We start from the raw sequence: 22,943 nt of genomic DNA, 5'->3' as shown, positions 1-22,943 counted from the left end.
TAAGCCTACGGCCGGCCGGCGCGCAGCTCGCCGGCCCCCCGGACGCCCGGCCGGACCGCGCCCGCCGTACCGGCCGCGCCCGCCGACCACACCGAGGCCGACATCCAGACCAGCACCCCGCACGCGATCACGTGGACGCCGCTGGTGAGCGGGGTGTCGGGCAGCTGGGCCAGCACGGTCAGGGCCACGAGCGAGAGCATGTAGGTCCACGCGGCCGGGCGCGGGAACACCCGCGCGCGGACCATGGAGATCCCGAACAGCACGGTGCCGACGGCGAAGACCGCCACACCGGTGAGCAGTGCGAACCTGGTGGGCCCGGCGAGCAGTCCGGCGACGACCGGCGCGTCCAGGAAGAAGATAACCAGGTTCAGCGCGAACGCCACCCCGGAGAACAGGCACAGGCCGATGAGGTTCACGGCGTAGGCCACGGCGCCGAACCGGCCGGCGGACTCGCCCTGGTGCAGATAGAAGGCCGTCAGAGCGGGGGCGCCGAAGGCGGCTCCGAGGCCGATGATGAGGCTCGTCAGGGCGGTCTCGCCGGTGAAGGCCTCGATGAGCCCGGGGACTCCGATGGACAGCCCGAGCACGACTCCGCAGGCCGCGCCGAAGCGCGAGATCCATGATGGGAACATCCGGTGACACTCCTTTTTCCGTGACAGGGTGGGAAGACGCTCCGACCCTAGAAATCCCGGGTGCGCTCCCGGGAGTGCCTGACGGCCACACCTGGAGCCGGCCCGGAGCCGAAGGTCATGGGTGACGCCGCGGGCCGGTGGCCGATCGGCACGTGCCCTTCCGCCCTCCCGGGGGCCTCACCGCCGAGGGGTCCGTTTCAAGCGCCGAAATGCGCAAGGACATCCTGACTTGACCGCTGTCGCCTCGCCGGTCAACGTGGATTCACTGCTACCGGACCCTTAAAAAGGTGGCCTCATGCCCGGTGGACCGGAGCCGTTCTTCGTCGGCCGCGAACGCGAACTGGCCGCGCTGGACGAGGCCCTGGAGCAGGCACGACGGGGGGAGCCCCACGTCGTGCTCCTCGACGGTCCCGCGGGGATCGGGAAGACCGCGCTGATCCGTGTCTTCCTCGGTGCCGCGCCGGGGACGCGGGTGCTGCAGGCCAGCGGGGACGAGGGGGAGGCGGCGCTGCCGTACGGCGTGCTGGACCAGCTGACGGCCACGCCCGCCGGCGACGTCGAGCCGCTCGCGGCCGGGTCCGCCCTCCTCGACCATCTGGGCCAGCTCCAGGACGCCGGGTCCGTCGTCCTGATCGTCGACGACGCGCACTGGGCCGACCGCCCGTCGCTGCAGGCGCTCACGTTCGTCTTCAGGCGGCTGCGCCTGGACCGGGTGCTCGCGATCCTGGTGACCAGGGACGGCGGCGACCCGCGTCTTCCCGAGGGCCTGCGGCGCGTGCTGGCCGGTCCGGCCGCCCTGCGGCTCAGTCTCGGCGGGCTCGACGCGGGAGAGCTGCGCCGCCTCGGCGACCTGCTGGGCCTGCCGCCCCTGCGCCCGCAGGCGCTCGAACGGCTGCGCGAGCACACCGGCGGCAATCCCCTGCACGCCCGGGCGCTGCTGGAGGAGGTGCCGGGCGACATCCTGGACAACACCGACGCCCCGCTGCCGGCGCCCCGGTCCTACGCGTTGCTCGTCCTCGGCCAGCTCGCCCGGTGCGGTCCGCGGACCCGGCAGCTGGTCGAGGCCGCCAGCGTCCTGGGCATGTCCTGCCCCAGCCACACGGCCGCCTCCCTCGCCGGTCTCGCCGACCCGCTGGACCCCCTCGAAGAGGCGGTCACGCTGGGGCTGCTCACCGAGCGGCACGACGCCGGAAGACTGATGATCTCCTTCCCCCACCCCCTCGTCCGCGCCTCCGTCTACCAGAACCTGGGACCGGCCAGGCGGGTGGGGCTGCACCGGCGCGTCGCGGACCTCACCGAGGACGGCTTCCACCGCCTGCGGCACCGCGTCCGCGCCGCCGACCGGCCCGATCCCCCGCTGGCCGCCGAACTGGCCGAGCACGCGCGGGCCCAGGCCTCGGCCGGGCACTGGGCCGGCGCCGCCGACCACCTTCTCGACGCAGCGCATCTCAGCAGCAGCCCGGCGGCCCGCGGCCGGTTCATGGCCGAGGCGGTGAGCGTGCTGCTGCTCGACGGGCGGATCGAGGAGGCCAGGCGGCTGATCGACGAGCTGCCCGCCGACACCGAACCGGCGGTGCGCGCCTGCGCGGGCGGCCATCTGGCGATCGTCACCGGCCACACGGGTGAGGGCCACTCCCTGCTGGCCAGCGCGTGGGCGGAGCTGGAGCCCACCGGCGCGCCGGACCTCGCCAGGCGCACCGCGCAGCAGATGGCGCTGCTGTCGGTGCTGCGCGGCCGGGGCGAGGAGGCCGTCATGTGGGCGGATCGGGCCGCCCGGCTGGGTCCCGGACAGGGCGTCACGGACTTCACCGTGTACACCCGCCTGACCGGCCTGTGCATCTCCGGCCGCACCGCCGAGGGGCTGGCGCTGGTCCGCGATCTCGCCGACCCCGCCTTGGCCTCCTCCCAGCACGAGCTCGACGCCCTGCTCGGCCGCGGGCTGCTGCGCACCTGCTGCGACGACCTCTCCGGAGCGGTGGCCGATCTCCACGGCATCCTCGTCGCCTGCCGCGACCGGTCCGTCCCGTTCAGGATCCTGGCCACGGCCATGCTCGGCCAGGCCGAGCACCGCGCCGGGCAGTGGGACGACGCCCTCATCCACACCGAGATCGCCGCCTCCCTGGCCGACGACGCCGAGCAGGTCTGGGTGGCGCCGATCTGCCACGCCCTGGCCGCCCTCGTCCCCGCGGCTCGGGGCGAGTGGGAACGCGCCACCGCCCACATCCGCGCGGCCGAGGAGCGGATGGCCCACGGCGGGAACCTGGCCTCGCAGGTCCACACCGCCCACGCGCGCGCCCAGCTGTCGGCCGCCGGCAGCGACCACGCCGGCGCCGTCGCCGCCCTCGAACCGCTCCTCGATCTCGGGACGCACGACCTCGTGCACGAGCCGGGCGTCGTCCCCTGGCACGACCTCCTCATCGACGCGCTCGTCGCGCTGGGCAGGCCGGAGCAGGCGCAGGCCGTACTCGACCGCGCCTGCAAGCTCGCCGCCGAGCGCGAGCGTCACTCCGTGCTGGCCGCCCTCGCCCGCGCCCGGGGCAACCTGCACGCCTTCCGGCACGAGCCCGAGCAGGCGGAGCGGGCCTTCCACGAGGGCCTGGACGAGGCGGCCCTGTGCGGCGGCTCGCCGTTCCTGCGGGCGCGTCTCCACCTGCACTTCGGGGCCTTCCTGCGCCGGGCCGGCCGCCGTTCCGCGGCCGCCGAGCAGCTCCGCTCCGCCCGTGAGCTCCTGGTACGGCTCGGCGCCTCGCCCTATCTCGCGCGCTGCGACCAGGAACTGGCCGCGTGCGGCCACCCGGCCGCCGACCGGCAGGGCGGCGACCCCTTCGGGCTGACCCCCCAGGAGGACGCCGTCACCCGGCTGGTCGTCCGCGGCATGACGAACCGGCAGGTGGCCGGCGAGCTGGTGCTCAGCGTCAAAACGGTCGAGTACCACCTCGGGAACGTCTACGCCAAGCTCGGCGTCTCCTCCCGGACCGCGCTGGCCGCGAAACTCACCTCGGTGACATGACCTCCGGTGACGTGACCCGCCCCCGGTGACGTGACCCGCCCCCGGTGACGTGACCGCGCCGGCGCTTCCGGACGCGGCGCACCCGGACCCGCCGGCCTTCCGCGCCGTTTTTCTGCGCCGTTTTCTGCGCCGACATCCCGAGCCGGTCTCCTCCGTGCGACGCACGTTTGCAACCCATCTGCACCCGAACATCGCCTCAGCGGCGGCCCGCGCCCGCCGAATGGTCAGCCGACAGCAGGATGGGCGCGGACCGCTCTGCCCGCGGGTGCGCGCCTGACCCGGCCGGTTTCACCGGCCAGGCTGAGGCCTCTCCTTCGCATGCCACCGGGGCCTCTCCTTCCCCGCGGGCAGCCGGAAGGAGACGTGTCCTTGTCCGTTCTGTCGCGCATCTGGTACCGCGGAAGCCTGACCGCCGGTCTGATCGTCGCCGGTACCGCCGGCTTCGCCGTCCTGCCCGCGGAGGCCGCCGTCACCACCGTCACCGCCGACATCCCCGGGATCGACGACGGTCAGTCGAGCCGGATCCCCTTCGAGCAGATGCGCGCCCGGATCTCCGAGATCGAGGGCGATATCCAGAACTTCGAGAACCGGATCTCCACGTCGGAGTCGTCCATCACCGAGCCCCAGTTGCCGGGCCAGGACACGGCCGCGGAGATCCCGTCCCTCGACTCCGCCCAGGACACCGCCGCCACCGGCCTCGACCCCTCCCAGAGCACCGGCATCCCCGTGGTCGACCAGTTCCTGTCGGCGGCCACCCAGACCCAGACCCAGGCACAGACCCAGCCTCAGAGCACCGCCGCCGCCACCGGTGTCGGCACCGCGCAGGGCGTCATCGCCACCGCGCTCAGCAAGGTCGGCGAGGGCGAGGCCGCGGACGGCACGACCGTCTACGGCAAGTGGTACGAGAAGTACACCGGCCAGCAGGGCCAGGGCTTCGCCTCCGCCGCCTGGTGTGACATGTTCCTGGCGTGGGTGGCCACCCAGCACGGCCTGCAGGACCAGATGGGCATCTTCGCCTACACCCCCTCGCACGCCGCGTGGTTCAAGAAGAACGACCGCTTCAGCCGCACCCCGCACCCCGGCGACATCGTCTTCTTCGACTGGGGCGGCTCCAAGAACATCGCCGCCATCGACCACGTCGGAATGGTCACCGCCGTCAACGCCGACGGCACCGTCACCACGGTCGAGGGCAACACCAGCGACAAGGTCATGACCCGCAAGCGGAGCATGGGCACCATCGTCGGCTTCGGCCACCCCGCTTACGCGGGCTGAGCCTCCGGCCCTGAGGACGCCTCCGGTACCGGGCAGCCCTAGGGAATTCCCTAGGGCGGCCACCGGGGCGTGGGCGGTGGCGGGTGCGTATCTTCCCCCGTAGTGGCCCGATCCGCTCGGTCGCGCAGGTGAACAGCGATGCCCGTCGAAGAACCGCCCGGTGGTTGCGCCCCGACCCGCGCGCGGGTCACGGAGCTGCGCATCCACGGTGTGGCCGGGGCCACGCCCGGGTCCGTCCTGTACCCCGGCTGTCCCGACCAGGTCGAGTTCCTCGGTGACAGGACGCGTGACGCGGTGGGCGTCTACCTGCCCGCCGAGCGCGGCCCCGGCATCGCGTGGCAGCGCGAGGCCTACGTGTGGGGCGACCTCACCTCCGGCTCCCGGTCGCGGGCGTTCTGGCTGCTGCTGCTCCCCTTCGCCCTGGCCAACATCGCCTTCTACATGACACCGCGGCGGATCGCGGACGGCCGCGAACACCTGGCGGGGCTGCGGCGGACGGTCGGCGCCGGGCACCGGCTGTTCGCGCTGTCGCTGACGGGAACCCTGATCGCGGCCCTGGCCGGGACCTCGATGGACGTCGTCGGCTGGCAGGCGGCCGGCGCCGGACATGACTCCGCCCTCCCCGGCTGGCCGGGCGCGGCGGTGGCCGAGGACACCGTGCGGCGGCTGGCCCTGGCCTCCCTGCCGCCCGCGCTGCTGCTGGGCCTCATCTGGTGGCTCGGCAGCGTCTCCTGGGCCCGCTACGACATGCGGATGGTCGGCGGGAACCGGCCGGAGCCCCTGGCCGCGGGTGTCCCACCGGCCGACCGCCGGATGTGGAACGGCGGCGCCCCGGTGGGCCGCCTCCGCTCGCTCCACGTCGCCTTCGGCTTCGCCCTGATCACCCTGTTCCTGGCCCTGCCGTTCACGTCGGTCCAGCCGTACGGCACGCTGTACCCGGCCGGGCTGGCGGTGCTCGCCGTCTCGGCGGCGCTGGTGGCCCTGCCCCGCACGGCCTCCCGGCACCGGCCGGGACGGGAACCGGCCTGGTCGTCGCTGCTGGGGAGGGTCTGCGCGGGGCTGCGCTCGCTCGCCCTGGTCCTGTACGGCACGGCCTTCACCGCCGGGATGCTCGCGGGAGGCCGGGAGATCTCGCTCGGGAGCCGGGCCCTGCCCGGTTTCCACGGCGTCCTGGAGACGCTCTTCTGGGTGCAGGCCGCCGTGCTGACGGCCGTGGCGGCGGGAACCCTCGTCCTGGCCCTGGGCCCGGGCGACCCCCCGGAGGCCGGCACGCTCTATCCCCGGGCCCTGTGGGGTCTGGCCGCCCCGGTGACGCTCCTGATGGCCTGGACCCTCGCGGCGGTCTTCGCCATCGGGCTGGCCTTCGCCGTGGCGCGGGTCGTGGGGACGCCGTCCTTCTCCGGCGACTCGGCGGGCGGGATCATCCTGCCCGGCCCCTACTGGTGGGCGACGCTGGCCACGCTCACGGCCGTCCTGTCGGTCGTGCTGCTGTCCCTGTGGCTGCTGGCGGAGTGGCGGCGGGAGCGGGCGCGCCTGCTCCCCGAGGTCCGCCGGAGATATCCCGACCACGCCGAATACGTGAGCGGGGCCTGGGCGACGGCCGGGCTGACGGACCGCATCGGCCGGGTCGCGGCGGTGATCGCGACGGTCGCGACCGCCTCGGTCGCGGTCGGCGTGATCCTGCTCGCCGTACGTCCCGGCGGTGTGCCGACGGGCCCGGCCGTGGTGCTGGGCATCGTGATCACGGCGGGCGTGGCGGTGGGACTGATCGTCGTGGGCTGGCGGGCGTACGAGCATCCGGCGCTGCGCTCGACGGTCGGCGTGCTGTGGGACATCACCACGTTCTGGCCCCGCGCCACGCACCCGCTCGCCCCGCCGTGCTACGCCGAGCGGGTCATCCCGGATCTGATGGACAGGGTCAGGACGCTCGTCCGGGACGAACGGCGCACCGTCGTGGTCTCCGGCCACAGCCAGGGCAGCGTGATCGCGGCGGCCCTGGTCCTGCAGCTGGATCCCGGGGACCGGCGGCACACGCGCCTGCTGACCCACGGCTCACCGCTGCGCAGGCTCTACGCGCGGTACTTCCCCGCCTACTTCGGGTTCGGGACGCTCCAGGCCGTCAAGGAGATGCTCGCCGCACCCCGGCCGCCGGACTCCGGGCAGCCCCCCTGCCTGTGGTCCAACCTGCACCGGAGCTCCGACCCCGTCGGAGGCCCGGTCTTCGCCTTCAGCCACCCCTGGGCACCCTCCGGCGGCGTGGACGAACCTCTGTGGGACCCGGCCGCCCCCGGCACGGAGCGGCCCGCTCCCCCGCGCCGCCCGCGGGACGGCCCGGAGACGCCCCCGCGGATCTTCGGCCACATCGACTACTACCTCGACCCCGCCTATGACGACGCTTTCCAGCGACTGATCACCTGAGACGAGCACCACGGAGGCGTCGTGCGGTTCATCCTCGACCTTCACTACACATCCGACGGGGACGTGTACGGCCGGCTGACGCCCCAGGGCGCCGGCGCGGCCCAGCCCTTCACCGGCTGGCTGGACCTGCTGCGCCTGCTCGAACCGTCCGGCCCGGCGGACCTGGCGGCCGGGCCGCCCGCCGACGGGGACTCGGCGACCGGTTGACCTCGACCAAACTTGAGGTTGAACACTGGCCGGGACGCTGTCTCACATGAAGGGTGTTGCCCATGCGCGCGATCCAGGTGGCCTCGTTCGGCGGTCCGGAAGTGCTCTCCCCGGTTGAACTGCCCGACCCGGTGCCCGGGCCCGGCCAGGTCGTCGTCGGCATGGCCGCGGCGGACGTCATCTTCCTCGACACCCTGCTGCGCGGCGGCTGGGGTCAGGACTTCTTCCCGCGGACGCTGCCGTACGTGCCGGGCGGCGGCGGGGCGGGCGTGGTGCTGGAGACCGGCCAGGGGGTTGACCCGGCGTGGGCCGGCCGGCGCGTGACCGTGCGGACCTCCACCGGCTACGCCGAACGGGTCGTCGCCGGCGCCGGGGAGATCACGCCGGTACCCGACGGGCTGGACACCCACGCGGCGGCGGCGCTGGTGCACGACGGCGTGACCGCCTTCATCATGGACCGCCTCGGCGCGCCGGAGAAGGGCGAGTGGGTGCTGGTCTCGGCGGCGGCCGGCGGGGCGGGGTCGCTGCTGGTGCAGCTGTCCGCCGACGCCGGCGCCCGGGTGGTGGCCGCCGCCTCCAGCGACGCCAAGCTCGCGCTGGCCCGCGAGCTGGGCGCGGAGGTCACCGTCGACTACACGCGGGCGGACTGGGTCGAGCGCCTGCGCGAGGCGACCGGCGGCGGCGTCGCCCTGGTCTACGACGGCGCGGGCGGTGCGCTCGGCACGGCCGCCGTGGGCGCGCTGGCCGACGGCGGCCGGTTCGTCACCTACGGCACCGCCGACGGCTTCGCCGCCCCGGATCCCGAGCTGACCGCCCGCCGCGGCGTGCGGGTGTTCACCCCGCTGATGGACGGCCCTCCGGATGAGGAGACCGCAGGCGACCTGCTGGGCCTGGCCCTGGAACGGGCCGCGCAGGGGCGCCTGCGCCCGGTGATCGGCGCCACCTATCCGCTGGAGCGGGCCGCCGACGCCCACCGCGCCCTGGCCGCGCGCGCCACGGTGGGCAAGTCGCTGTTGACCACCGGCTAACGATGCTCGGGGTTCTCGTAGTCGAAGCGGCAACCGGCGTCCCATTCGGAACGCTGGTTGCCGTGGGCGGGGATCCCGCCCGCGTCCTTGAGCATGCGCGCCAGGTGCAGCAGGTTCCAGGTCATGAACGTGGTGTTGCGGTTGGTGAAGTCGTTGTCCGGGCCGCCCGATCCGGGATCCAGGTAGGACGGTCCCGGCCCGGCCTCGCCGATCCAGCCGGCGTCGGCCTGCGGGGGGATCACGAAGCCGAGGTGCTGGAGGCTGTAGAGCAGGTTCATCGCGCAGTGCTTGATCCCGTCCTCGTTGCCGGTGATCAGGCAGCCGCCCACCTTGCCGTAGTAGGCGTACTGCCCCGCCTCGTTGAGCAGGCTGGAGCAGGCGTACAGCCGTTCGACGACCCGCTTGGCGACCGAGCTGTTGTCGCCCAGCCAGATGGGCCCGGCGAGCACCAGGATGTCGGCGGCCATCACCTTGCCGTAGATCGACGGCCAGGCGTCGCTCTCCCAGCCGTGCTCGGTCATGTCCGGCCACACGCCGGTGGCGATGTCGTGGTCGACCGCCCTGAGCTGCTCCACCCGCACGCCCTGTTTCTCCATGATGTGCGCGCTGAGGTCGATCAGCCCCTGGGTGTGGCTGCGCTCGGGGCCCCTTTTCAGGGTGCAGTTGACGAACAGCGCTCGAAGGTCGTCATAGTGACGTGGTGGGGACATTCTCCGCCTCCCGGTCTCCGTACGGCTCGCATCTCCCGTCTCCACGGACCGTCTCACACGAGAGTGCTTTCGGGGAGGCATCCTGCGGCCGGCGGAGCCGGGCGACTGTGAGCAATCGGGCGTAAGAAAACGACCGGGTGCCGACTTAGGCTCGGCGCATGCCGGATGACTACCCCCTCGAGCCCGACGGTCGGCAGATGCGCGCCATGGGCGCCGCCGCGATCGAGCTCGCCGCCGAGTTCATCAGCGACATCCCCGAGGCGGGGAACGACCTTGAGGGGGCGCTCGAAGCCGCGTCCGGCCTCCGGGAACCCGCTCCCGAAGACGGCACGACGATGGAGGCGGTGCTCGACGTCGTACGGCTCGGCGCTCAGAAGTCGTACAACAACAGCGGGCCGGGCATGTTCGGCTACGTCCCGGGCAGCGGGCTGTACGCCTCGGCCGTCGCCGCGTTCCTGGCGGCGGCGACGAACAAGTACGTGGCGCTGTGGTCCGCGGTGCCGATGTACGCCCAGATCGAGACGACCGCGGTCCGCTGGCTGGCCGACATGGTCGGGTATCCGGAGTCGGCCCGCGGGGTGCTGACCTCGGGCGGCACGACATCGGTGTTCTCCGGTCTGGTCACCGCGCGTGCCACCAAACTGGGCGAGGACCTCACCGGCGCGGTGCTGTACGTGACCGAGGAGACGCACCACGCCGCGCTCAAGTCCGCCATGCTGGCGGGTCTGCCGCGACGCGCCGTCCGGACGGTGCCGACCACCGACGCTCTGACCATGGACACCGCCGCCCTCGACCGCATGGTCGCCGAGGACAGGGCGGCCGGGCTCCGGCCGTTCTGCGTGGTGGCCAGCGCGGGCACCATCAACACCGGCGAGGTCGACCCGCTCGCCGACATCGCCGGGATCTGCCGCCGGCACGAGCTGTGGCTGCACGTGGACGGCGCGTACGGCGGCGCCTTCCTGCTCACCGAGCGCGGCCGCGCGGCCATGCGCGGCATCGAGCAGGCCGACTCCGTCACCCTCGACCCGCACAAGGGCTTCTTCCTGCCCTACGGCACCGGTGCTCTGCTGGTGCGCGAGGGCAGGCGCCTTCGCGAGGCCCACCACTTCGACGCCGCGTACCTGCAGGACGTCGCGGAGGAGTCGGAGATCCCGAACCTCTCGGAGTACTCGGCCGAGCTGAGCCGCGACTTCCGCGGTCTGCGGTTGTGGCTGCCCGTCAAGCTGCACGGCCTGGCGGCCTTCCGCACCGCGCTGGACGAGAAGCTCGACCTGGCCCGGTACGCCTACGACGAGCTCAAGGCCGTCCCCGGGATCGAGGTGCCGTGGTCGCCGAAGCTCAGCATCGTGGCCTTCCGCTACGTCCCACCGAGCGGCGACGCCGACGCGGCCAACCAGGTCCTGCTGGAGAAGATCAACGAGTCCGGGCGGATCCACCTGTCCAGCACCATGATCCGGGGCTCCTTCTTCCTCCGGATCTGCGTGCTGTCCTTCCGCACCCACGCGGACAGGATGGCCGAGGCCGTCGAGATCATCCAGAAGGCCGTGGCGGAGCTGCAGTCGGACCTGTGATCGGCACGTGATCCGCAACCGATTCCGACACGCGAGCAGACGCACGAAGACATCCCCGAGGGGAACATCCGATCGGCCGCCGGGCGAGGCAACGCCCGGCGGCCGATCGGGTTGCGTCGTCTAGCAGTGGATGATCGCGCCGTCCCAGTCCTCGTCCGGCCCGAAGAACCGGCGGGGCTTCAGCACGCTGCGCTGACCCGTCAGGACATCGCTCGGCACGAAGGTGCCGGTCTCGACGGGCTCGACCTCGCACGGGACGTCGAACTCCCGCGCCAGCAGGTCGCGCAGTTCCTCGCGGGCGGCCGCGGCGTGCTCGGGCCCGACCTCGATCTGCACGACCAGGCGGTCGGGGTGCGCCTGGCCACGCCAGAAGATCACTCCGTACTCCGCGGGCAGCCGGAAGACCGCCTCCTCGACCTGCGCCGCGGAGAGCTGCCTGCCGGCGACGTCGTAGTCGTGGGAGATGCGGCCGAACACCTTGATCGTGGGAAGCTTCCAGCCGCACTCGCAGGGCTCGTAGCGCAACTCGACGTGGTCTTCGAGGTCGTACCTGATCAGCGGCATGGCCTCCTGGTAGAGGGTGGTCACGACCAGTTGCCCGGTGCCCTCCCGCGCGAAGGTGCCCGACGCCGGGTCGTAGATCTCGGGCAGCAGCCTGTCGGCCCAGAAGTGCATGACCCCCGCCGGGCAGGTGCCGGAGACCGAGCCGATCTCGGTCGAGCCGTAGACGTCGAGGACGGGGACACCGCCCCAGATCTCGGAGATCCTGGCGCGACGGGCCGGGCCGAGCGGCTCACCGGCGGTGTAGAACGCACGCAGCGCCGGGAAGTCCCTGTCCGGCCGGTGACCGGCGACTCGCGCCGCCGCGGACCAGACCAGGCATTCGAAGGGCGTGGACCAGGTGAGGCTCACCTCGACGTCGCGCAGGATACGGACCAGCGCCGGGTACGGGGAGGCCAGGGTGCGCGCGTCGGCGGCGATCACCGTCGCGCCGGCGGTGAGGCCCGCCTGGTGGGCCAGGTGCGCGGCCATGACCAGCGCGTAGGAGATGCGCACCAGCAGGGTGTCGTCGCCGGTCATCGGAATCGGGTTGCGCAGGAAGCGGTCGACCATCTCGGCCCAGTCGGCCGCGGTGTAGAACGTGGGCGTGGGCACCGGGGCCCCGCCGGTGCCGCTGGTCTCGTGATAGGTGACCAGCTCCGACTTGGGCACGGCGAGCATGCCGAACGGATAGGTCGAACGGAGATCGGGTTTGCTGGTGATCGGGACGTCCTCCAGCTTCCAGATGCCGTCGGCGCCCGTCCGCCGCCGGTAGAACGGCGATCCGGCCGCCCGCTGCAGTGCCGCGCTCAGCAGCTTCTCCTGAGCCTCACGGAGTTGTTCGAAGCTGTGCCAGTGAGTGACTGGATGTAGTGCTTCTTTCATGACTTCCCGTCCTGCTCTAGTTGACCGTCTCGACATCCGGCCGGGAGATCGAGGCGAAGCCCTCGATCTCCACGAGGAGGTCGTCTCTGCAGATATCGGCGATGACGTATCCGACCTCGCTCTTCGAGCCCAGAGACGCCGTACAGATCTGACGCACGATTTCGGCTTCGTGCGGGCGTTTCACGTACACCTTCACGCAGTCGAGATCGCGCAGGGTGAGTTCCGCGTCGATTCCGTGACTGCGCAGATTCTTTCCGGACACCAGTGCCGCGATGTTCTCGAGCGTGGTGCGGGTCTGCCGTTCGACGTCTCCCTCGTGCACCGTCAGATGACCCAGAATGCTCGCCGTCCCGGAAATGAACAGATCGCCGGAGCGGCCGCCGGTCTCGGCTGCGACATAGGTCGCCCGCGCGAAACACGGCGCTTCGGGGCCGTAACGCTCGGGATACTCATACGCCGGGACCTGCAGGGGGTTTTCGATTCTGATGACCCCGCGGGAGCGCGTGGCCAGGAAATAGACGGTCGTGTGGTCGTCGTGCCCTCCGATGCCGGTCGCCGCGGGGATGTCCTTGACCGTCAGGCCGCGCTGCCTGAAGACCTGCGCCCGCGCCTGGCAGAACTCGCCGTACCTGTCGGCCGGGCCCTCCGTCGCGACCTGTCCGGTGATCCCGCCGACGATGTTCCACACCCGTGCGACCTCCGGGTAGCCCAGGCGATCGAGAAGCTCGAACGCGCGCACATATGCGTCCCGTGTGGCGGCGGCGTAGTCGGCGGTGTGGCGGATCCGGCCGCTGCAGAACAGATAGCGCCCGTCATATGCGTAGGCCAGCCCGTCATGAAACCCGGACTCGACCCTCCGACTGGTACGCCATACCTCCACCGGTCTCGTCGCCGTCGTGCCGGGAACCGCGATGGAAAGCTCGGGAAATCCGTTGCGCAAGGACGGCGGTCCGCTTCTGTACGCATGCGTGACGACGCCGAGCACACCGTTCGAAATGGAAGGTGGTTCATCCTGGAAACTACATATGAGATCAGGGAGGACATCGGTGACGGGCACTTCGACTCCTTCCGGGCGCACGATTCCGGGCGCCGATGAAGAGTTACGGCCAAAATTCTTCACGCCTCGGGCGGTGCGAGGCATCTTTGGAACTGCTGTCCGGCGTGCCGCGGCTGTCACCAGCGGTCGTGGTGCAGCACCCCCTGCAGCGGGGGCCGGGCCGCCGGGCGGAAGGTGTCGCCGAGGTAGTAAGCCGTCGGTATGAGCGCCCCCTGGTGGACCCCGGGCGGGATCCCCAGCAACTCGGCGATCTCCCGTTCGTACGCCAGGTGGGCGGTGGTCCACGCGGTGCCGAGTCCGCGCGCCCGGGCGGCGAGCATGTAGCTCCACACCGACGGCATCAGGCTCCCCCACAGCCCGGCCTGGCTGCCGCCGGGCAACGGACCGCCGGAATCCAGGCAGGCCATGACCAGGACGGGGACCTCGCCGAGGTGCCGGGCGAGATGACCGGCGCTGTCGAGCGAGCGCCGCCGGCTCGCCTCCCGGGGGTTCTCTCCACCCGCCGGCCCCGGCCCGGGGCCGGCCGCCTGCCCGGCCGGCTTCGGGGAGGCCGGGGAGGACACGTAGCGGTCGAACGCCCTCCGGTACAACTCGCCGATCGCCGCCCTCGTCGCGGGGTCGCTGACGACGATCCAGTGCCCGGCGTTGCGGCCCGAACCGCAGGGCGCCTGCTGGGCGATCCGCAGGCATTCCCCGACCAGTGCCACGGGCACGGGCCGGCCCAGGTCGAGCCGCCTGCGCACCGAGCGGGTGGTCGTCAGCAGCCCGTCGGGCGTCAACCCGTCCCCCGCCGGGCCGTACGGGGCGCTCGCGCCGGTCATGCCGAACCTCCGTCCTCTCCCGGTCACCAGGTGACCGGCAGTTCCCACAGTCCGCGGACGAACATGTCCGTCCGCCAGCGAAGCTCCTCCTCGGGGACGGCCAGGCGCAGCGTCGGGAAGGCGCCGAACACGGCCGTCAGGCCGAGGCGCATCTCCAGCCGGGCCAGCTCCGCCCCGAGGCAGTGGTGCGCCCCGAATCCGAAGGTCAGGTGCGAGTTCTCCGCCCGGTCGCCCCGCAGGCACCCGGGCTCCTCGAAGACGCCGGGGTCGTGGTTGGCGGCGTCCGGGATCGGGACCACCACCTCGCCGGCCGGTACCACGACCCCGCCGGGGAGGGCGACGTCGGCGGTCGCCACGTGCGGCACGCCACCGCTGCCGTTCGCGCACAGGTATCGCAGTATCTCCTCGACCACCGGCCCGCTCTCGTCCGGACGATCGCGCACGCGGCGCACCAGTTCGGGATGGCGCAGCATCTCGTACACCGCCGCCGCCAGTTCGTTGCTGGTGGTCTCGTATCCGGCGATGAGGATCCCGGCGGACATCGTGATCACTTCGGCCCGGCTGAGCCGGCGCTCCTCCTTGCGCGGGGTGAGCATCTCGGCGATGAGGCCGGGCACCGTACGGCCCGCGTCGAGCGCCGCCCGCACGTCCTCCACGAGCGCGGTGAAATAACCGTTCATCTCCTGATGGCACCGGGCCACGGTGTCGGCGGGGAACCGGCCCACCGACATCATGGGATCCACCCACGGCTTGAACCGCCCGACGTCCTCCTCCGGCACTCCGAGGATCCGGCACATGACCCGCAGCGCGAACGGCACGGTGAACCGGTCGACCAGATCGACCGGGCGCGGACCGGCCGCGACCTCGGCGATCTGCTCCTCGACCACCCGTTCGACCATCGGCCGCATCCGCCGTACCTGCCGGGCGGTGAAGGCGTGCGCGACGGCTCCCCGCCGGCGGCCGTGCTCGGGCGCGTCGGCCGTGTTCAACGCGAGCGACTCGGTCGTGCGCGCGAACAGCGGGGTGCTGGTGAACGCCGAGCGGCTGAACCTGCTGTCCGACAGCACGAGCCTGACGTCGTGGTATCGCGTGACGACCAGCGCCTCGCGACCGTTGCTGAGCCGCACCCGGGGCAGAGCGGGTTCCTGCCGGATCCGGGCGTACTCGGCCGGCGGCTCACCCCTGATCCCGGCGGGGAAGGGGAAGACCTGGAGGTCGGTCATGGTGCCGTCGCCCTCTCCACGAGGTTGATGATCTGATAGCCGACGAAGCTGACGAGCATGAACAGCGCCGCCTGCCCGTACGGCCAGCGGGCAAGGCCCTCGCGCCAGAACCGCAGCGCGCCGAGCGCCGCGAAGGCCAGCGGTGCCGCCGCCGACCACACCGCCCAGGCCCCTGCGCGCTCACCGCCTCCGGCGGTGACCGAGACGACCAGGACCGCGACCGAGGCCAGCGCGCAGGCCACGGCCAGCGCGGCGGTTCCCGTCGGGCCGAACAGGGTGACGTAGGTGCGCTCGCCCGGACGGGGCCGCCGGGTCGTCTTCCGGGCGAACTCCACGTGCAGGAACGCCAGTGCGGCCACGGCGATCCCGATCGCGCCCGGCCAGACCGGGGCGAGCCCGGCCGAGTACAGCAGGCCGGCGTACAGGAAAGCGTTGATCATGAGCTGGACGGGGAGGTTCACCAGGAAGCCCGCCACGAGCGCGTCGCCGCGCGGCCATCCGAGCCGGCGGTCGGCCCACAGCACCAGGTACGCATACGCGAGCTGACCTGCCAGCACGCACATGACCGGCCAGCGCCACGCGTTGATCGCGAGCACGAGCACGGTTCCGGCGGCGACCATGACGGTCAGGTCGCGGACGCCGACGACGCCTCTGGCGAGCGGCCGGTCGGGGTTGTGCTCCCGGTCGTAGTCCAGGTCGCGGATGTCGTCCAGGGCCCGCATCATCAGCAGGACGACGACAAGGGTCACGGCGCTCACCGCGGTCCCCGCGTCGGGCAGCCATCCGGAGATCCGGGGGTCGGTCAGCGCGCAGGCCGCCGGCGCGCCGACCGCCCACGCCAGCGCGTACGGAACGTACGCTTTGGGCGGGTAACTGCCGGCGACGTAGCGGAGCAGGCGGGTCGTCAGGAGGTCTCCGCGGCGGTCAGGACGCGCACCCTCCCCTCGGCCCCGTCGACCTCGACGAGGGCCCCGTCCTTGATCAGCGTGGTCGCCCCCGGGACGGAGACGACGGTCGGGATGCCGAGCAGTCGTCCGGTGATCGCGGTGTGGGACAGCAACGTGCCCCGCTCCACCACCATTCCACGCGCCGCCATCATGAGGAACAGCCATCCGGGGTCGGTCTCCTTCGCCACGATAATCCGGTCACGGCATGATTCGGGTGATACGGAGGGGTCGAGGACGACACGGGCTTCACCGCGCACCACGCCGTTGCTGGAGGGCAGCCCCTGAAGGTCGCCGGCCACCGTGGCCGGCTCCGGCGCGGGCGGGCCGGGACGCGCACCGGCCGGGCCGCCGGCGTACAGCGGGCCTCCCGGCATGGGCCGGTTGAGCGGCGTGGTCAGCTCGACGCCGGGATCCGGGCGCTCCGCCGCCGCGCTCCGCTCCTCGCGGCGAGCGCGGACCAGGGACCGCAGGTCGGCGTCGACCAGCGTGCCGTCGTAGGCGCCGAGCACCTCCTCGACGGTGAGGTCCACGACATCGCGGCCGCGGTCGAGTCTGCCCGCCTCGGCGAGCAGGTCGCCGAGCCGCCACATCACCTGACGGGTCAGCCCGAACAGCTGGCTGCGGCAGTACCGGGTGTCCTCACGGGTCTTGACCGCCCGGCGCAGCCCGGTGACGAGGGCACGGACCACCAGGAGGCGGACGGTGCCCGGGCAGCGCTCGCGCAGTTCCCGCTCCGCCTCGGCACGGGCGGCGAGCTCCTTGGCGCGGCTGCCGGCCACGGTCAGACCGCCGTGGACCATGGGTTTGATCATTTCGATGATCATGCTTGGCCGCTGGCGGGGTGAGGGTTCCTCCAGCTTCAGGTCGTGCAGGGCCCGGTCACCGTACCGGTGCAGGTGGGTGGCGGCGGCCCGGGCGATCTCCGCTCCGTAGCGGCCGGAGACGACGTCGGCCCAGATCTTCTCGGCGGAGTCGCCCTCCCCGTCACAGCTCCGAATCCGCCCGGCCAGCTCAGGGCGCCCGCAGACCAGCTCGGCGAGCGCGATGGCGGAGCGCACCCCGAGCAGCGACCGGTTCTCCCTCCCGCCCGTCAGCAGGCCGCCCAGCAGCCGCTGCTCGTCGTCGGTGACCCAGCGGCGCAGCGCCGCCGAGGTCAGTGTGGTCCACACCAGGAGGAAGAAGCTGTTGACGAGGGTGACGCCCCATCGCCGGCCCGCCTCGGCCCACAGCCACCGGTAGAAGGCGATGAGGCGCTCGGGCGTCCACTCGTCCATCCCCGTGCTCTGATCGACCACCCGGTCCCACCAGCGCAGGAAGTCCCGGGCCTCTCCTGGCCGCCGGGCCGCGCGCGCCACCAGACCCGGCACGGAGAAGAGCGCGCGGATCTTGTCCGATGCGGAGGGACGATGGTCGCCGCCGATTCCCATCGAGCGCTCCCACCACCGGCGCACCAGCGGGAAGCCGGGGATCTGCCCGTGCAGGGCGAGCCAGGCGTCCAACCGGTAGTAGACGCGGCCGTCGACCAGTCCCACCATGCGGTTGAGGTGGTGCTCCAGCGCCCGGAGCCGGCGGTCGGGCACTCCCATCCGCCGGTAGAGGTCACGGAAGATCAGCCGGTAGAAGGCGCGCGCCTGCGAGTACGTCAGCGCGCCCGAAAGACCCGGGAAGCTCTCGGTGATGTTGTGGTTGCTCCAGCGCACCGCCGGCCCCTCCGGGCGGTCGGCGAACACCACGGGGCGAGCCTGCACCAGGTGGACGGCGCCGTCGGGCGTGATCGTGCCCTCGATGTCCTGCGGCAACCCGAAGAAGGCCTCGACCTCCGTCGCGAGATCGCTCACCCGGCGCACCTCGCCGTCGGTGAGCACGGGCTGCTCGGCCTGCTCGGCGGGCACCGGACGCGGCGCCGGCCCCTCGTCCCCGTCGCCCCCGGTCATCATCACCCGCTTGACGACCACCTCGGACTTGATCCGGCCGGAAGCCGTGTCCACGAAGAAGTGGTCGACGTCGGCACGTTCCTGGACGACGCCCTCACCGATGCCGTGCGCCGCCGCGATGACACAGGCGGCCTCGCCGGTGCGGGGATCGCGGCTGAACGCCACGAACGACCGCACCCCGGGGACCATCACCTGGACTCCGACCGCCAGCCGGACCGAGCCGACCGACAGTCCCCTGCGTACCCGGTACAGGATCGACTGCGGGGTGAATCCCGAGGCCCAGCACTGGACGACCCGCCTGGACACGTCCTCGGGACGCACATACAGGTAGGACTCGGTCATCCCGGCGAACGCGTCGGAGACGCCGTCCTCGCCGACTCCATCCGCGTCGGCCACCACGCAGGCCCGTACCGCGAGCAGGCCGTGCTCACCGGCGAGGGCGGTGGCCGCCTCGTGCAGTTCGGCCGCGAGCGGGCCCGGCGGCACGGCGGACGACAGCCGGGTCGCCGCGTCCGCCGCCCAGGCCGCCAGCTCGGCCTCGCCTCCGGGGTCCGGGGCGGGAGGCAGCAGGTCGCGGGCCACGGCGTCGAACGCGGCGACCGGCACGCAGAAGAACTCGGGCACCCGGAAACCGGCCCGGCGCAGCAGCTCCTGGCGGGCGAACTTGTGCCCGGTCACGGTCGCGTCGGTGAGCCGGGCGTCACCGGATCGGATGAGCGCGGTCATCACCACACTCCCATCAGCAGGCGCGCGCGCCCGGCGGCGAACTTCGGGTATCCGGGAACCGACCACAGCACCCGCTCTTCGGTGCGGATCCGCCAGACCAGGACTCCGGCCAGCAGCAGCAGCGCCGCGACGCCGAACGCCTGGTGGAAGTAGAGGACGAAGCCGATGTTGGCCAGGAGCATGCCGGCGTAGGCCGGGTGCCTCAGGAACCGGTACGGGCCGGTGGTGACCAGCGGGTGCTCGTCGCGGCGCAGGACGTGATGGGTGTAGAGCGCGCCCAGCGCCCGGATCGCGACCGTGCGCAACACGATGCCGGCCAGGAACAGAACGATCGGCGGTGCCATCAGATAGGAGATGTCGTCCCAGGGAGCCGGCGGCACCACGGCCGCGAGCACCAGCAGCATGCGCGAGGAGGCGTACGCGGCCAGGGTGCGGCTCTCGGCGACGGGCTGCGACGGTTTACGGAAGGTGACCGGGATCTCGATGCTCACCCAGGCCAGGTAGCCGGCGATGAGGAGTCCGGAGACGAGGTTCGCGCCCTCGTCGGCGTGGGTCAGGTATCCGACGGCGCGCACCGCCAACGCGGTGACGGCGGCGACGAACAGCACACGGGTCAGCAGGCTCACCAGGCCCCCGGATCTTCCGGCGCTCATGCCGTCCTTCCCGCGTGGCGCAGCCTGCGGTAGATCGTCGGCGAGGCGGCGTAGTAGTCGAGCGTGACGGCGCCGAGCGGCTCGGCGCCCGGGTCGCCGGCGAGGACCTCGATTCTCATGCGGGAGCGTCCACGCCGCGGGGCGGTCGGCGTCCACCCGAGCCGCAGGTCCCAGGGGAGCTCGCACGGCAGGTCGGCCTCGACGGCCAGCAGGATCAACCGGGTGTCCTCCGGTACGGCATGCTCGACGTGGCAGATCATGGTGCCGAACTGCCGGGCCGCGTCGATGATCAGTTCCGCACGGGGCGGCGCGCCCGGTGCCGGGGCGAGCAGATGGCCGTCCGGCGGACGGCGTACCTCTGCGATCCGCGTCGTACCGTGCGGCACCATGCCGCCGATCAGGACGTTCTCCGGGCGGTGCCGGTGGACCAGTTCCAGGCGGGCAGGTTCGGAGCGACGGGTCGATGCGGAGTGGCGGGCCCCGGCAGGGGCGCCGGGCGCGTCGAGGGGCGTCGCCGGGCGGAAGGCGGCCTGCGCCCCGCAGACGACCTGGCCGCCCTGGCGGGCACTCATGACCACCCGTGTCGTGCCGGAAAGCCCGGTGGTGTCGTCGGAAGGGAGCCGGCTCGCTTCGAGGTGGACCGGCGTCTCCAGCTCGCAGAACGCCGGCAGGTCCAGCGACATGCGCATCCGGTGTCCCGGCCGCTCGGGGTGCCCGGTGCCGGTGGCGCGCAGCAGGTCCAGCAGACCGCAGACGAGGACCATACCGGGCAGGTGATCGAGGGGATGGTCGAAGAAGTAGGGATCGTCGGAGTCCACGGCGAGCGTGGCGGACCAGGTCCCGGTCAGCAGATCGACGTCCCGGAGCAGACCGTCGGCCGGTCGCTCCTCCGCCAGGACTCCGTAGTGAGCCTCGGATGCGGTCAGAAGTGTCACAGGTTCCAGCCCCCATTTCGGAAAGGTTCATGAATCCTGTTACCGGCGTGATCTCCAGACATCTTCTGCATTGCTCTCCGCCCATATTTCGGTGCTATGGATCGATCCCGAAACGGCTGTCGGAACATTCGCCCGCGGGCGGCGTCCCCTCTGATCAGGCTCTATGCGGGAGGCACTGCGGGCGGAAAAAAGCCGGCATTTTCAGTCCTCTGTCAACCGCGGATACGGTCGCGCGTTAAAGGACCCCAAGGCGGTCAGGGGCCCGGCGTTCACCGGGGACGCCGGCACCGCATTCCAGAAGATGTGCGGCCGGTGTCCGAGGGGCCAGGATTCGGGCCGCGGCGGGCCGCCGTCGCGGGGAATCCCACCGCGGGGACGTCCGGTTCCGACGACCGGCCACCGCTCGGTAAGCGAGGTCGAGAATGAAGGTGGAGGGCATCCACATCGCCGGAATCGGCACCTACATCCCGGAGTCGTTCAGCGCGGCGAAGGCCGTGGAACTCGGCATGTACGGCCGCGAGGAGCACATGCGCGCAGGATGGTCCGGCGCCGCGGTGGCCGGCCGGACGCCGGCACCGGACATGGCCGTGCGCGCCGGCAGGCAGGCGCTGGCCCGCTCGGGCCACGACGCGTCCGAGGTCGGTCTGCTCCTGCACGCGACCTTCTACCACCAGGGCCCCGACGGCTGGTCGCCGCACCACTACGTGCAGCGCCACACCATCGGCGGCCACGTCCCCGCCTTCGAGATCCGTCAGACCTGCAACGGGATGCTCGGCGCGATGGAGCTGGCCGCGTGCTACCTCACCGCGGGCGGCGGGGACCATACCGCCGCCCTCATCACCGGGGCGGACAACTTCGGCGCGCCGCTCGTCGATCGCTGGCGCTACGCCGAGGGGGCGGCCACCAACCGCGGCACGATCTTCGGCGACGCCGGCACGGCCGTCGTGCTGTCGCGACGCGGCGGGTTCGCCCGGCTGCGGGCGGTCGTCTCCGCCTCGCTCCCGGACATGGAGGAGATGTACCGGGGGGACATGCCGCTGTTCCCGCCCGGATGCACGGTGGGCCGGCCCATGGCGATCGGGGCGCGGATCGCCGAGTTCGCCGCCCGCCGCCCCGCGGAGTTCGACCGGGCCAAGGAGCGGCTGGCGCTGGCGCGCGCCGAGGTGGCGCGGCGCGCTCTGGCCGAAGCGGGGATCGGCCCGCAGGATGTGGCTCGTGCCACGCACGTCTTCTCCGGCGGCGAGGCCTATGTCAAAAGCGTGCTGGAACCGCTGGGCATCGACCCCTCGCGGGGGGTGCTGGAGTTCGGGCGCGGCGTCGGTCACCTCGGGGTCAACGATCAGATCGCGGGACTCGCCCACCTCCTCGAGACAGGAGCCGTCGGGCCGGGCGATCACGTGCTGCTGCTCGGCAACGGTGTGGGCATCGCCCTGTCCTGCGTGGTCGTGGAGATCGTCGAGCCCGTCGGCTGGGCCCTATGACCCGGCGGCCATGCCCTGGTGCGGCGGTGGGGCTCAGCCGTACCGGATGGCGTTGGCGACGATGGCGAACAGGATCAGCACCACCAGCCCGGCCCCGACCATGCCGCGGATCGCCGCCCACGCCGCGGCCTTGGCGGCGGGGATCTTGTCCTTCGCGTCCGCGGCGGCCTTGACCGCCTTGCCGCGCCCTCCCCAGGCGTCCACCGTCCGCTGATAGCGCCGGCCGATGAAGAACACCACCGTCGCGACCACGATGAGGATCAGGACCCTGCCGTCCGAGGAGTCCATCGACACCTCCTGCCGTGGGCAGAAATCTGTTCCCAGGATTATGACGGCCCGGACGCCCCCCGGCCAGAGAACGAATGTCGTACGGTCCTGGCATGTGCCGAAGCATCAAGACCCTTCGCGAGCCCTACTCCAGTGACGTGACCGAGCAGGACGTGCGGGCCGCCGCGCTGCAGTACGTCCGCAAGATCTCCGGTTTCCGCGCCCCGTCGGCGCGCAACGCCGCCGCCTTCGAGCGGGCCGTGGAGGCCGTCGCCGCCGCGACCCGGGACCTCCTCGACGAACTGGAGATCGGCCGCACCGCTCGGGAGCGGCCCCCGGCCTGAGGCCCGGCGCCGCCCGGTCACCGGGGTCCGGGGCGGGAATAGGATCGGCTGCCGCGATGCTTAGATAGTTGAATTTTAAACGGCAGTGGGACGGTGAGCACGATGCAGTTCGGAATCTTCTCCGTGGGCGACGTCACCATGGACCCCACCACGGGGAGGGCGCCGACCGAGCACGAGCGGATCAAGGCGATGGTCGCCATCGCGCTCAAGGCGGAGGAGGTCGGTCTCGACGTCTTCGCGACCGGCGAGCACCACAACCCGCCCTTCGTGCCGTCGTCCCCC

20 protein-coding genes are annotated in these 22,943 nt (G+C 72.2%); 9 read left to right on the top strand and 11 right to left on the bottom strand.

The annotated features are described in order from the left end of the window. Positions 1–5: 5 nt before the first annotated feature. A complete protein-coding gene (locus Pta02_RS32930; RefSeq protein WP_203878905.1) occupies positions 6–632 on the bottom strand; it encodes a hypothetical protein in 627 nt (208 codons plus the stop codon). Between the two features lie 295 nt (positions 633–927). Here Pta02_RS32930 and Pta02_RS32925 point away from each other — a divergent pair, with 295 nt between their 5' ends. The 5 genes from Pta02_RS32925 to Pta02_RS32905 all read left to right on the top strand — a co-directional run bounded on the left by Pta02_RS32925 (position 928) and on the right by Pta02_RS32905 (position 8,567). Beyond that, entirely contained in the window at positions 928–3,642 is a 2,715-nt protein-coding gene (locus Pta02_RS32925; protein ID WP_203878904.1) for a helix-turn-helix transcriptional regulator, read from the top strand. A gap of 363 nt (positions 3,643–4,005) precedes the next feature. Next, the gene (locus tag Pta02_RS32920; protein WP_203878903.1) at positions 4,006–4,914 is read left to right on the top strand and encodes a CHAP domain-containing protein; all 909 of its coding nucleotides are present in this window, start codon (positions 4,006–4,008) and stop codon (positions 4,912–4,914) included. Positions 4,915–5,052: 138 nt separating this feature from the next. Beyond that, the gene (locus Pta02_RS32915; RefSeq protein WP_203878902.1) at positions 5,053–7,332 is read left to right on the top strand and encodes a hypothetical protein; all 2,280 of its coding nucleotides are present in this window, start codon (positions 5,053–5,055) and stop codon (positions 7,330–7,332) included. A 21-nt stretch (positions 7,333–7,353) separates the two neighbouring features. Beyond that, positions 7,354–7,539, top strand: a complete 186-nt coding sequence (locus Pta02_RS32910; protein WP_203878901.1) for a hypothetical protein — start codon at positions 7,354–7,356, stop codon at positions 7,537–7,539. Between the two features lie 62 nt (positions 7,540–7,601). Further along, positions 7,602–8,567: a zinc-binding dehydrogenase gene (locus Pta02_RS32905; RefSeq protein ID WP_203878900.1), complete on the top strand. Its 966-nt coding sequence runs from the start codon at positions 7,602–7,604 to the stop codon at positions 8,565–8,567. Here Pta02_RS32905 and Pta02_RS32900 read toward each other — a convergent pair. Then, positions 8,564–9,277, bottom strand: a complete 714-nt coding sequence (locus Pta02_RS32900) for a flavodoxin family protein (protein WP_203878899.1) — start codon at positions 9,275–9,277, stop codon at positions 8,564–8,566. The genes Pta02_RS32905 and Pta02_RS32900 overlap by 4 nt on opposite strands. 158 nt (positions 9,278–9,435) lie before the next feature. Here Pta02_RS32900 and Pta02_RS32895 point away from each other — a divergent pair, with 158 nt between their 5' ends. Beyond that, positions 9,436–10,848, top strand: coding sequence for a pyridoxal phosphate-dependent decarboxylase family protein (locus Pta02_RS32895; protein ID WP_203878898.1), 1,413 nt, complete (start codon positions 9,436–9,438; stop codon positions 10,846–10,848). A 120-nt stretch (positions 10,849–10,968) separates the two neighbouring features. Here Pta02_RS32895 and Pta02_RS32890 read toward each other — a convergent pair whose 3' ends face one another. From Pta02_RS32890 to Pta02_RS32855, 8 genes are all read right to left on the bottom strand, one after another. Continuing rightward, entirely contained in the window at positions 10,969–12,273 is a 1,305-nt protein-coding gene (locus Pta02_RS32890) for a phenylacetate--CoA ligase family protein (protein WP_203878897.1), read from the bottom strand. 16 nt (positions 12,274–12,289) lie between these two features. Continuing rightward, positions 12,290–13,330, bottom strand: a complete 1,041-nt coding sequence (locus Pta02_RS32885; RefSeq protein WP_203878896.1) for an FkbO/Hyg5 family chorismatase — start codon at positions 13,328–13,330, stop codon at positions 12,290–12,292. Between the two features lie 116 nt (positions 13,331–13,446). Continuing rightward, entirely contained in the window at positions 13,447–14,151 is a 705-nt protein-coding gene (locus Pta02_RS32880; RefSeq protein WP_203878895.1) for a nitroreductase family protein, read from the bottom strand. Between the two features lie 23 nt (positions 14,152–14,174). Continuing rightward, positions 14,175–15,374 carry a cytochrome P450 gene (locus Pta02_RS32875; RefSeq protein WP_203878894.1) on the bottom strand — a complete coding sequence of 400 codons (1,200 nt, stop codon included), beginning with the start codon at positions 15,372–15,374 and terminating at the stop codon, positions 14,175–14,177. After that, positions 15,371–16,123 carry a UbiA prenyltransferase family protein gene (locus Pta02_RS32870; protein ID WP_203878893.1) on the bottom strand — a complete coding sequence of 251 codons (753 nt, stop codon included), beginning with the start codon at positions 16,121–16,123 and terminating at the stop codon, positions 15,371–15,373. The genes Pta02_RS32875 and Pta02_RS32870 overlap by 4 nt, the downstream gene beginning before the upstream one ends. Positions 16,124–16,278: 155 nt before the next feature. Continuing rightward, the gene (locus Pta02_RS32865; protein WP_203878892.1) at positions 16,279–18,981 is read right to left on the bottom strand and encodes a PEP/pyruvate-binding domain-containing protein; all 2,703 of its coding nucleotides are present in this window, start codon (positions 18,979–18,981) and stop codon (positions 16,279–16,281) included. Further along, complete coding sequence (locus Pta02_RS32860) at positions 18,981–19,634, bottom strand: methyltransferase family protein (protein ID WP_203878891.1); 654 nt, start codon at positions 19,632–19,634, stop codon at positions 18,981–18,983. Before Pta02_RS32860 ends, Pta02_RS32865 begins: the two co-directional genes overlap by 1 nt. Beyond that, positions 19,631–20,569, bottom strand: a complete 939-nt coding sequence (locus tag Pta02_RS32855) for an AfsA-related hotdog domain-containing protein (protein ID WP_203878890.1) — start codon at positions 20,567–20,569, stop codon at positions 19,631–19,633. Before Pta02_RS32855 ends, Pta02_RS32860 begins: the two co-directional genes overlap by 4 nt. Positions 20,570–20,991: 422 nt before the next feature. Between Pta02_RS32855 and Pta02_RS32850 the strand changes: the two genes are divergently transcribed. Beyond that, positions 20,992–22,050 carry a ketoacyl-ACP synthase III family protein gene (locus Pta02_RS32850; RefSeq protein ID WP_203878889.1) on the top strand — a complete coding sequence of 353 codons (1,059 nt, stop codon included), beginning with the start codon at positions 20,992–20,994 and terminating at the stop codon, positions 22,048–22,050. Between the two features lie 33 nt (positions 22,051–22,083). On the opposite strand, the gene Pta02_RS32845 is transcribed toward Pta02_RS32850, so the two are convergent. After that, entirely contained in the window at positions 22,084–22,338 is a 255-nt protein-coding gene (locus tag Pta02_RS32845; RefSeq protein WP_203878888.1) for a hypothetical protein, read from the bottom strand. A gap of 92 nt (positions 22,339–22,430) precedes the next feature. Between Pta02_RS32845 and Pta02_RS32840 the strand changes: the two genes are divergently transcribed. Both Pta02_RS32840 and Pta02_RS32835 read left to right on the top strand, forming a co-directional pair. Next, positions 22,431–22,661, top strand: a complete 231-nt coding sequence (locus Pta02_RS32840; protein ID WP_203878887.1) for a DUF2277 domain-containing protein — start codon at positions 22,431–22,433, stop codon at positions 22,659–22,661. A 102-nt stretch (positions 22,662–22,763) separates the two neighbouring features. Then, on the top strand, positions 22,764–22,943 hold a 180-nt coding region (locus Pta02_RS32835; RefSeq protein WP_203878886.1), incomplete at its 3' end, for an LLM class flavin-dependent oxidoreductase.

The organism is Paraplanobispora takensis (genome assembly GCF_016863195.1).
Lineage (GTDB): Bacteria > Actinomycetota > Actinomycetes > Streptosporangiales > Streptosporangiaceae > Planobispora > Planobispora takensis.
This window is presented reverse-complemented; position numbering and strand designations above follow the sequence as displayed.

What these genes read in the sequence shown, in the direction of transcription:
- Pta02_RS32930 (WP_203878905.1), bottom strand. Translation starts at nt 632, where the DNA reads ATGTTCCCATCATGGATCTCGCGCTTCGGCGCGGCCTGCGGAGTCGTG.
- Pta02_RS32925 (WP_203878904.1), top strand. Translation starts at nt 928, where the DNA reads ATGCCCGGTGGACCGGAGCCGTTCTTCGTCGGCCGCGAACGCGAACTG.
- Pta02_RS32915 (WP_203878902.1), top strand. Translation starts at nt 5,053, where the DNA reads ATGCCCGTCGAAGAACCGCCCGGTGGTTGCGCCCCGACCCGCGCGCGG.
- Pta02_RS32905 (WP_203878900.1), top strand. Translation starts at nt 7,602, where the DNA reads ATGCGCGCGATCCAGGTGGCCTCGTTCGGCGGTCCGGAAGTGCTCTCC.
- Pta02_RS32900 (WP_203878899.1), bottom strand. Translation starts at nt 9,277, where the DNA reads ATGTCCCCACCACGTCACTATGACGACCTTCGAGCGCTGTTCGTCAAC.
- Pta02_RS32895 (WP_203878898.1), top strand. Translation starts at nt 9,436, where the DNA reads ATGCCGGATGACTACCCCCTCGAGCCCGACGGTCGGCAGATGCGCGCC.
- Pta02_RS32890 (WP_203878897.1), bottom strand. Translation starts at nt 12,273, where the DNA reads ATGAAAGAAGCACTACATCCAGTCACTCACTGGCACAGCTTCGAACAA.
- Pta02_RS32880 (WP_203878895.1), bottom strand. Translation starts at nt 14,151, where the DNA reads ATGACCGGCGCGAGCGCCCCGTACGGCCCGGCGGGGGACGGGTTGACG.
- Pta02_RS32875 (WP_203878894.1), bottom strand. Translation starts at nt 15,374, where the DNA reads ATGACCGACCTCCAGGTCTTCCCCTTCCCCGCCGGGATCAGGGGTGAG.
- Pta02_RS32865 (WP_203878892.1), bottom strand. Translation starts at nt 18,981, where the DNA reads ATGACCGCGCTCATCCGATCCGGTGACGCCCGGCTCACCGACGCGACC.
- Pta02_RS32860 (WP_203878891.1), bottom strand. Translation starts at nt 19,634, where the DNA reads ATGAGCGCCGGAAGATCCGGGGGCCTGGTGAGCCTGCTGACCCGTGTG.
- Pta02_RS32850 (WP_203878889.1), top strand. Translation starts at nt 20,992, where the DNA reads ATGAAGGTGGAGGGCATCCACATCGCCGGAATCGGCACCTACATCCCG.
- Pta02_RS32845 (WP_203878888.1), bottom strand. Translation starts at nt 22,338, where the DNA reads ATGGACTCCTCGGACGGCAGGGTCCTGATCCTCATCGTGGTCGCGACG.
- Pta02_RS32840 (WP_203878887.1), top strand. Translation starts at nt 22,431, where the DNA reads ATGTGCCGAAGCATCAAGACCCTTCGCGAGCCCTACTCCAGTGACGTG.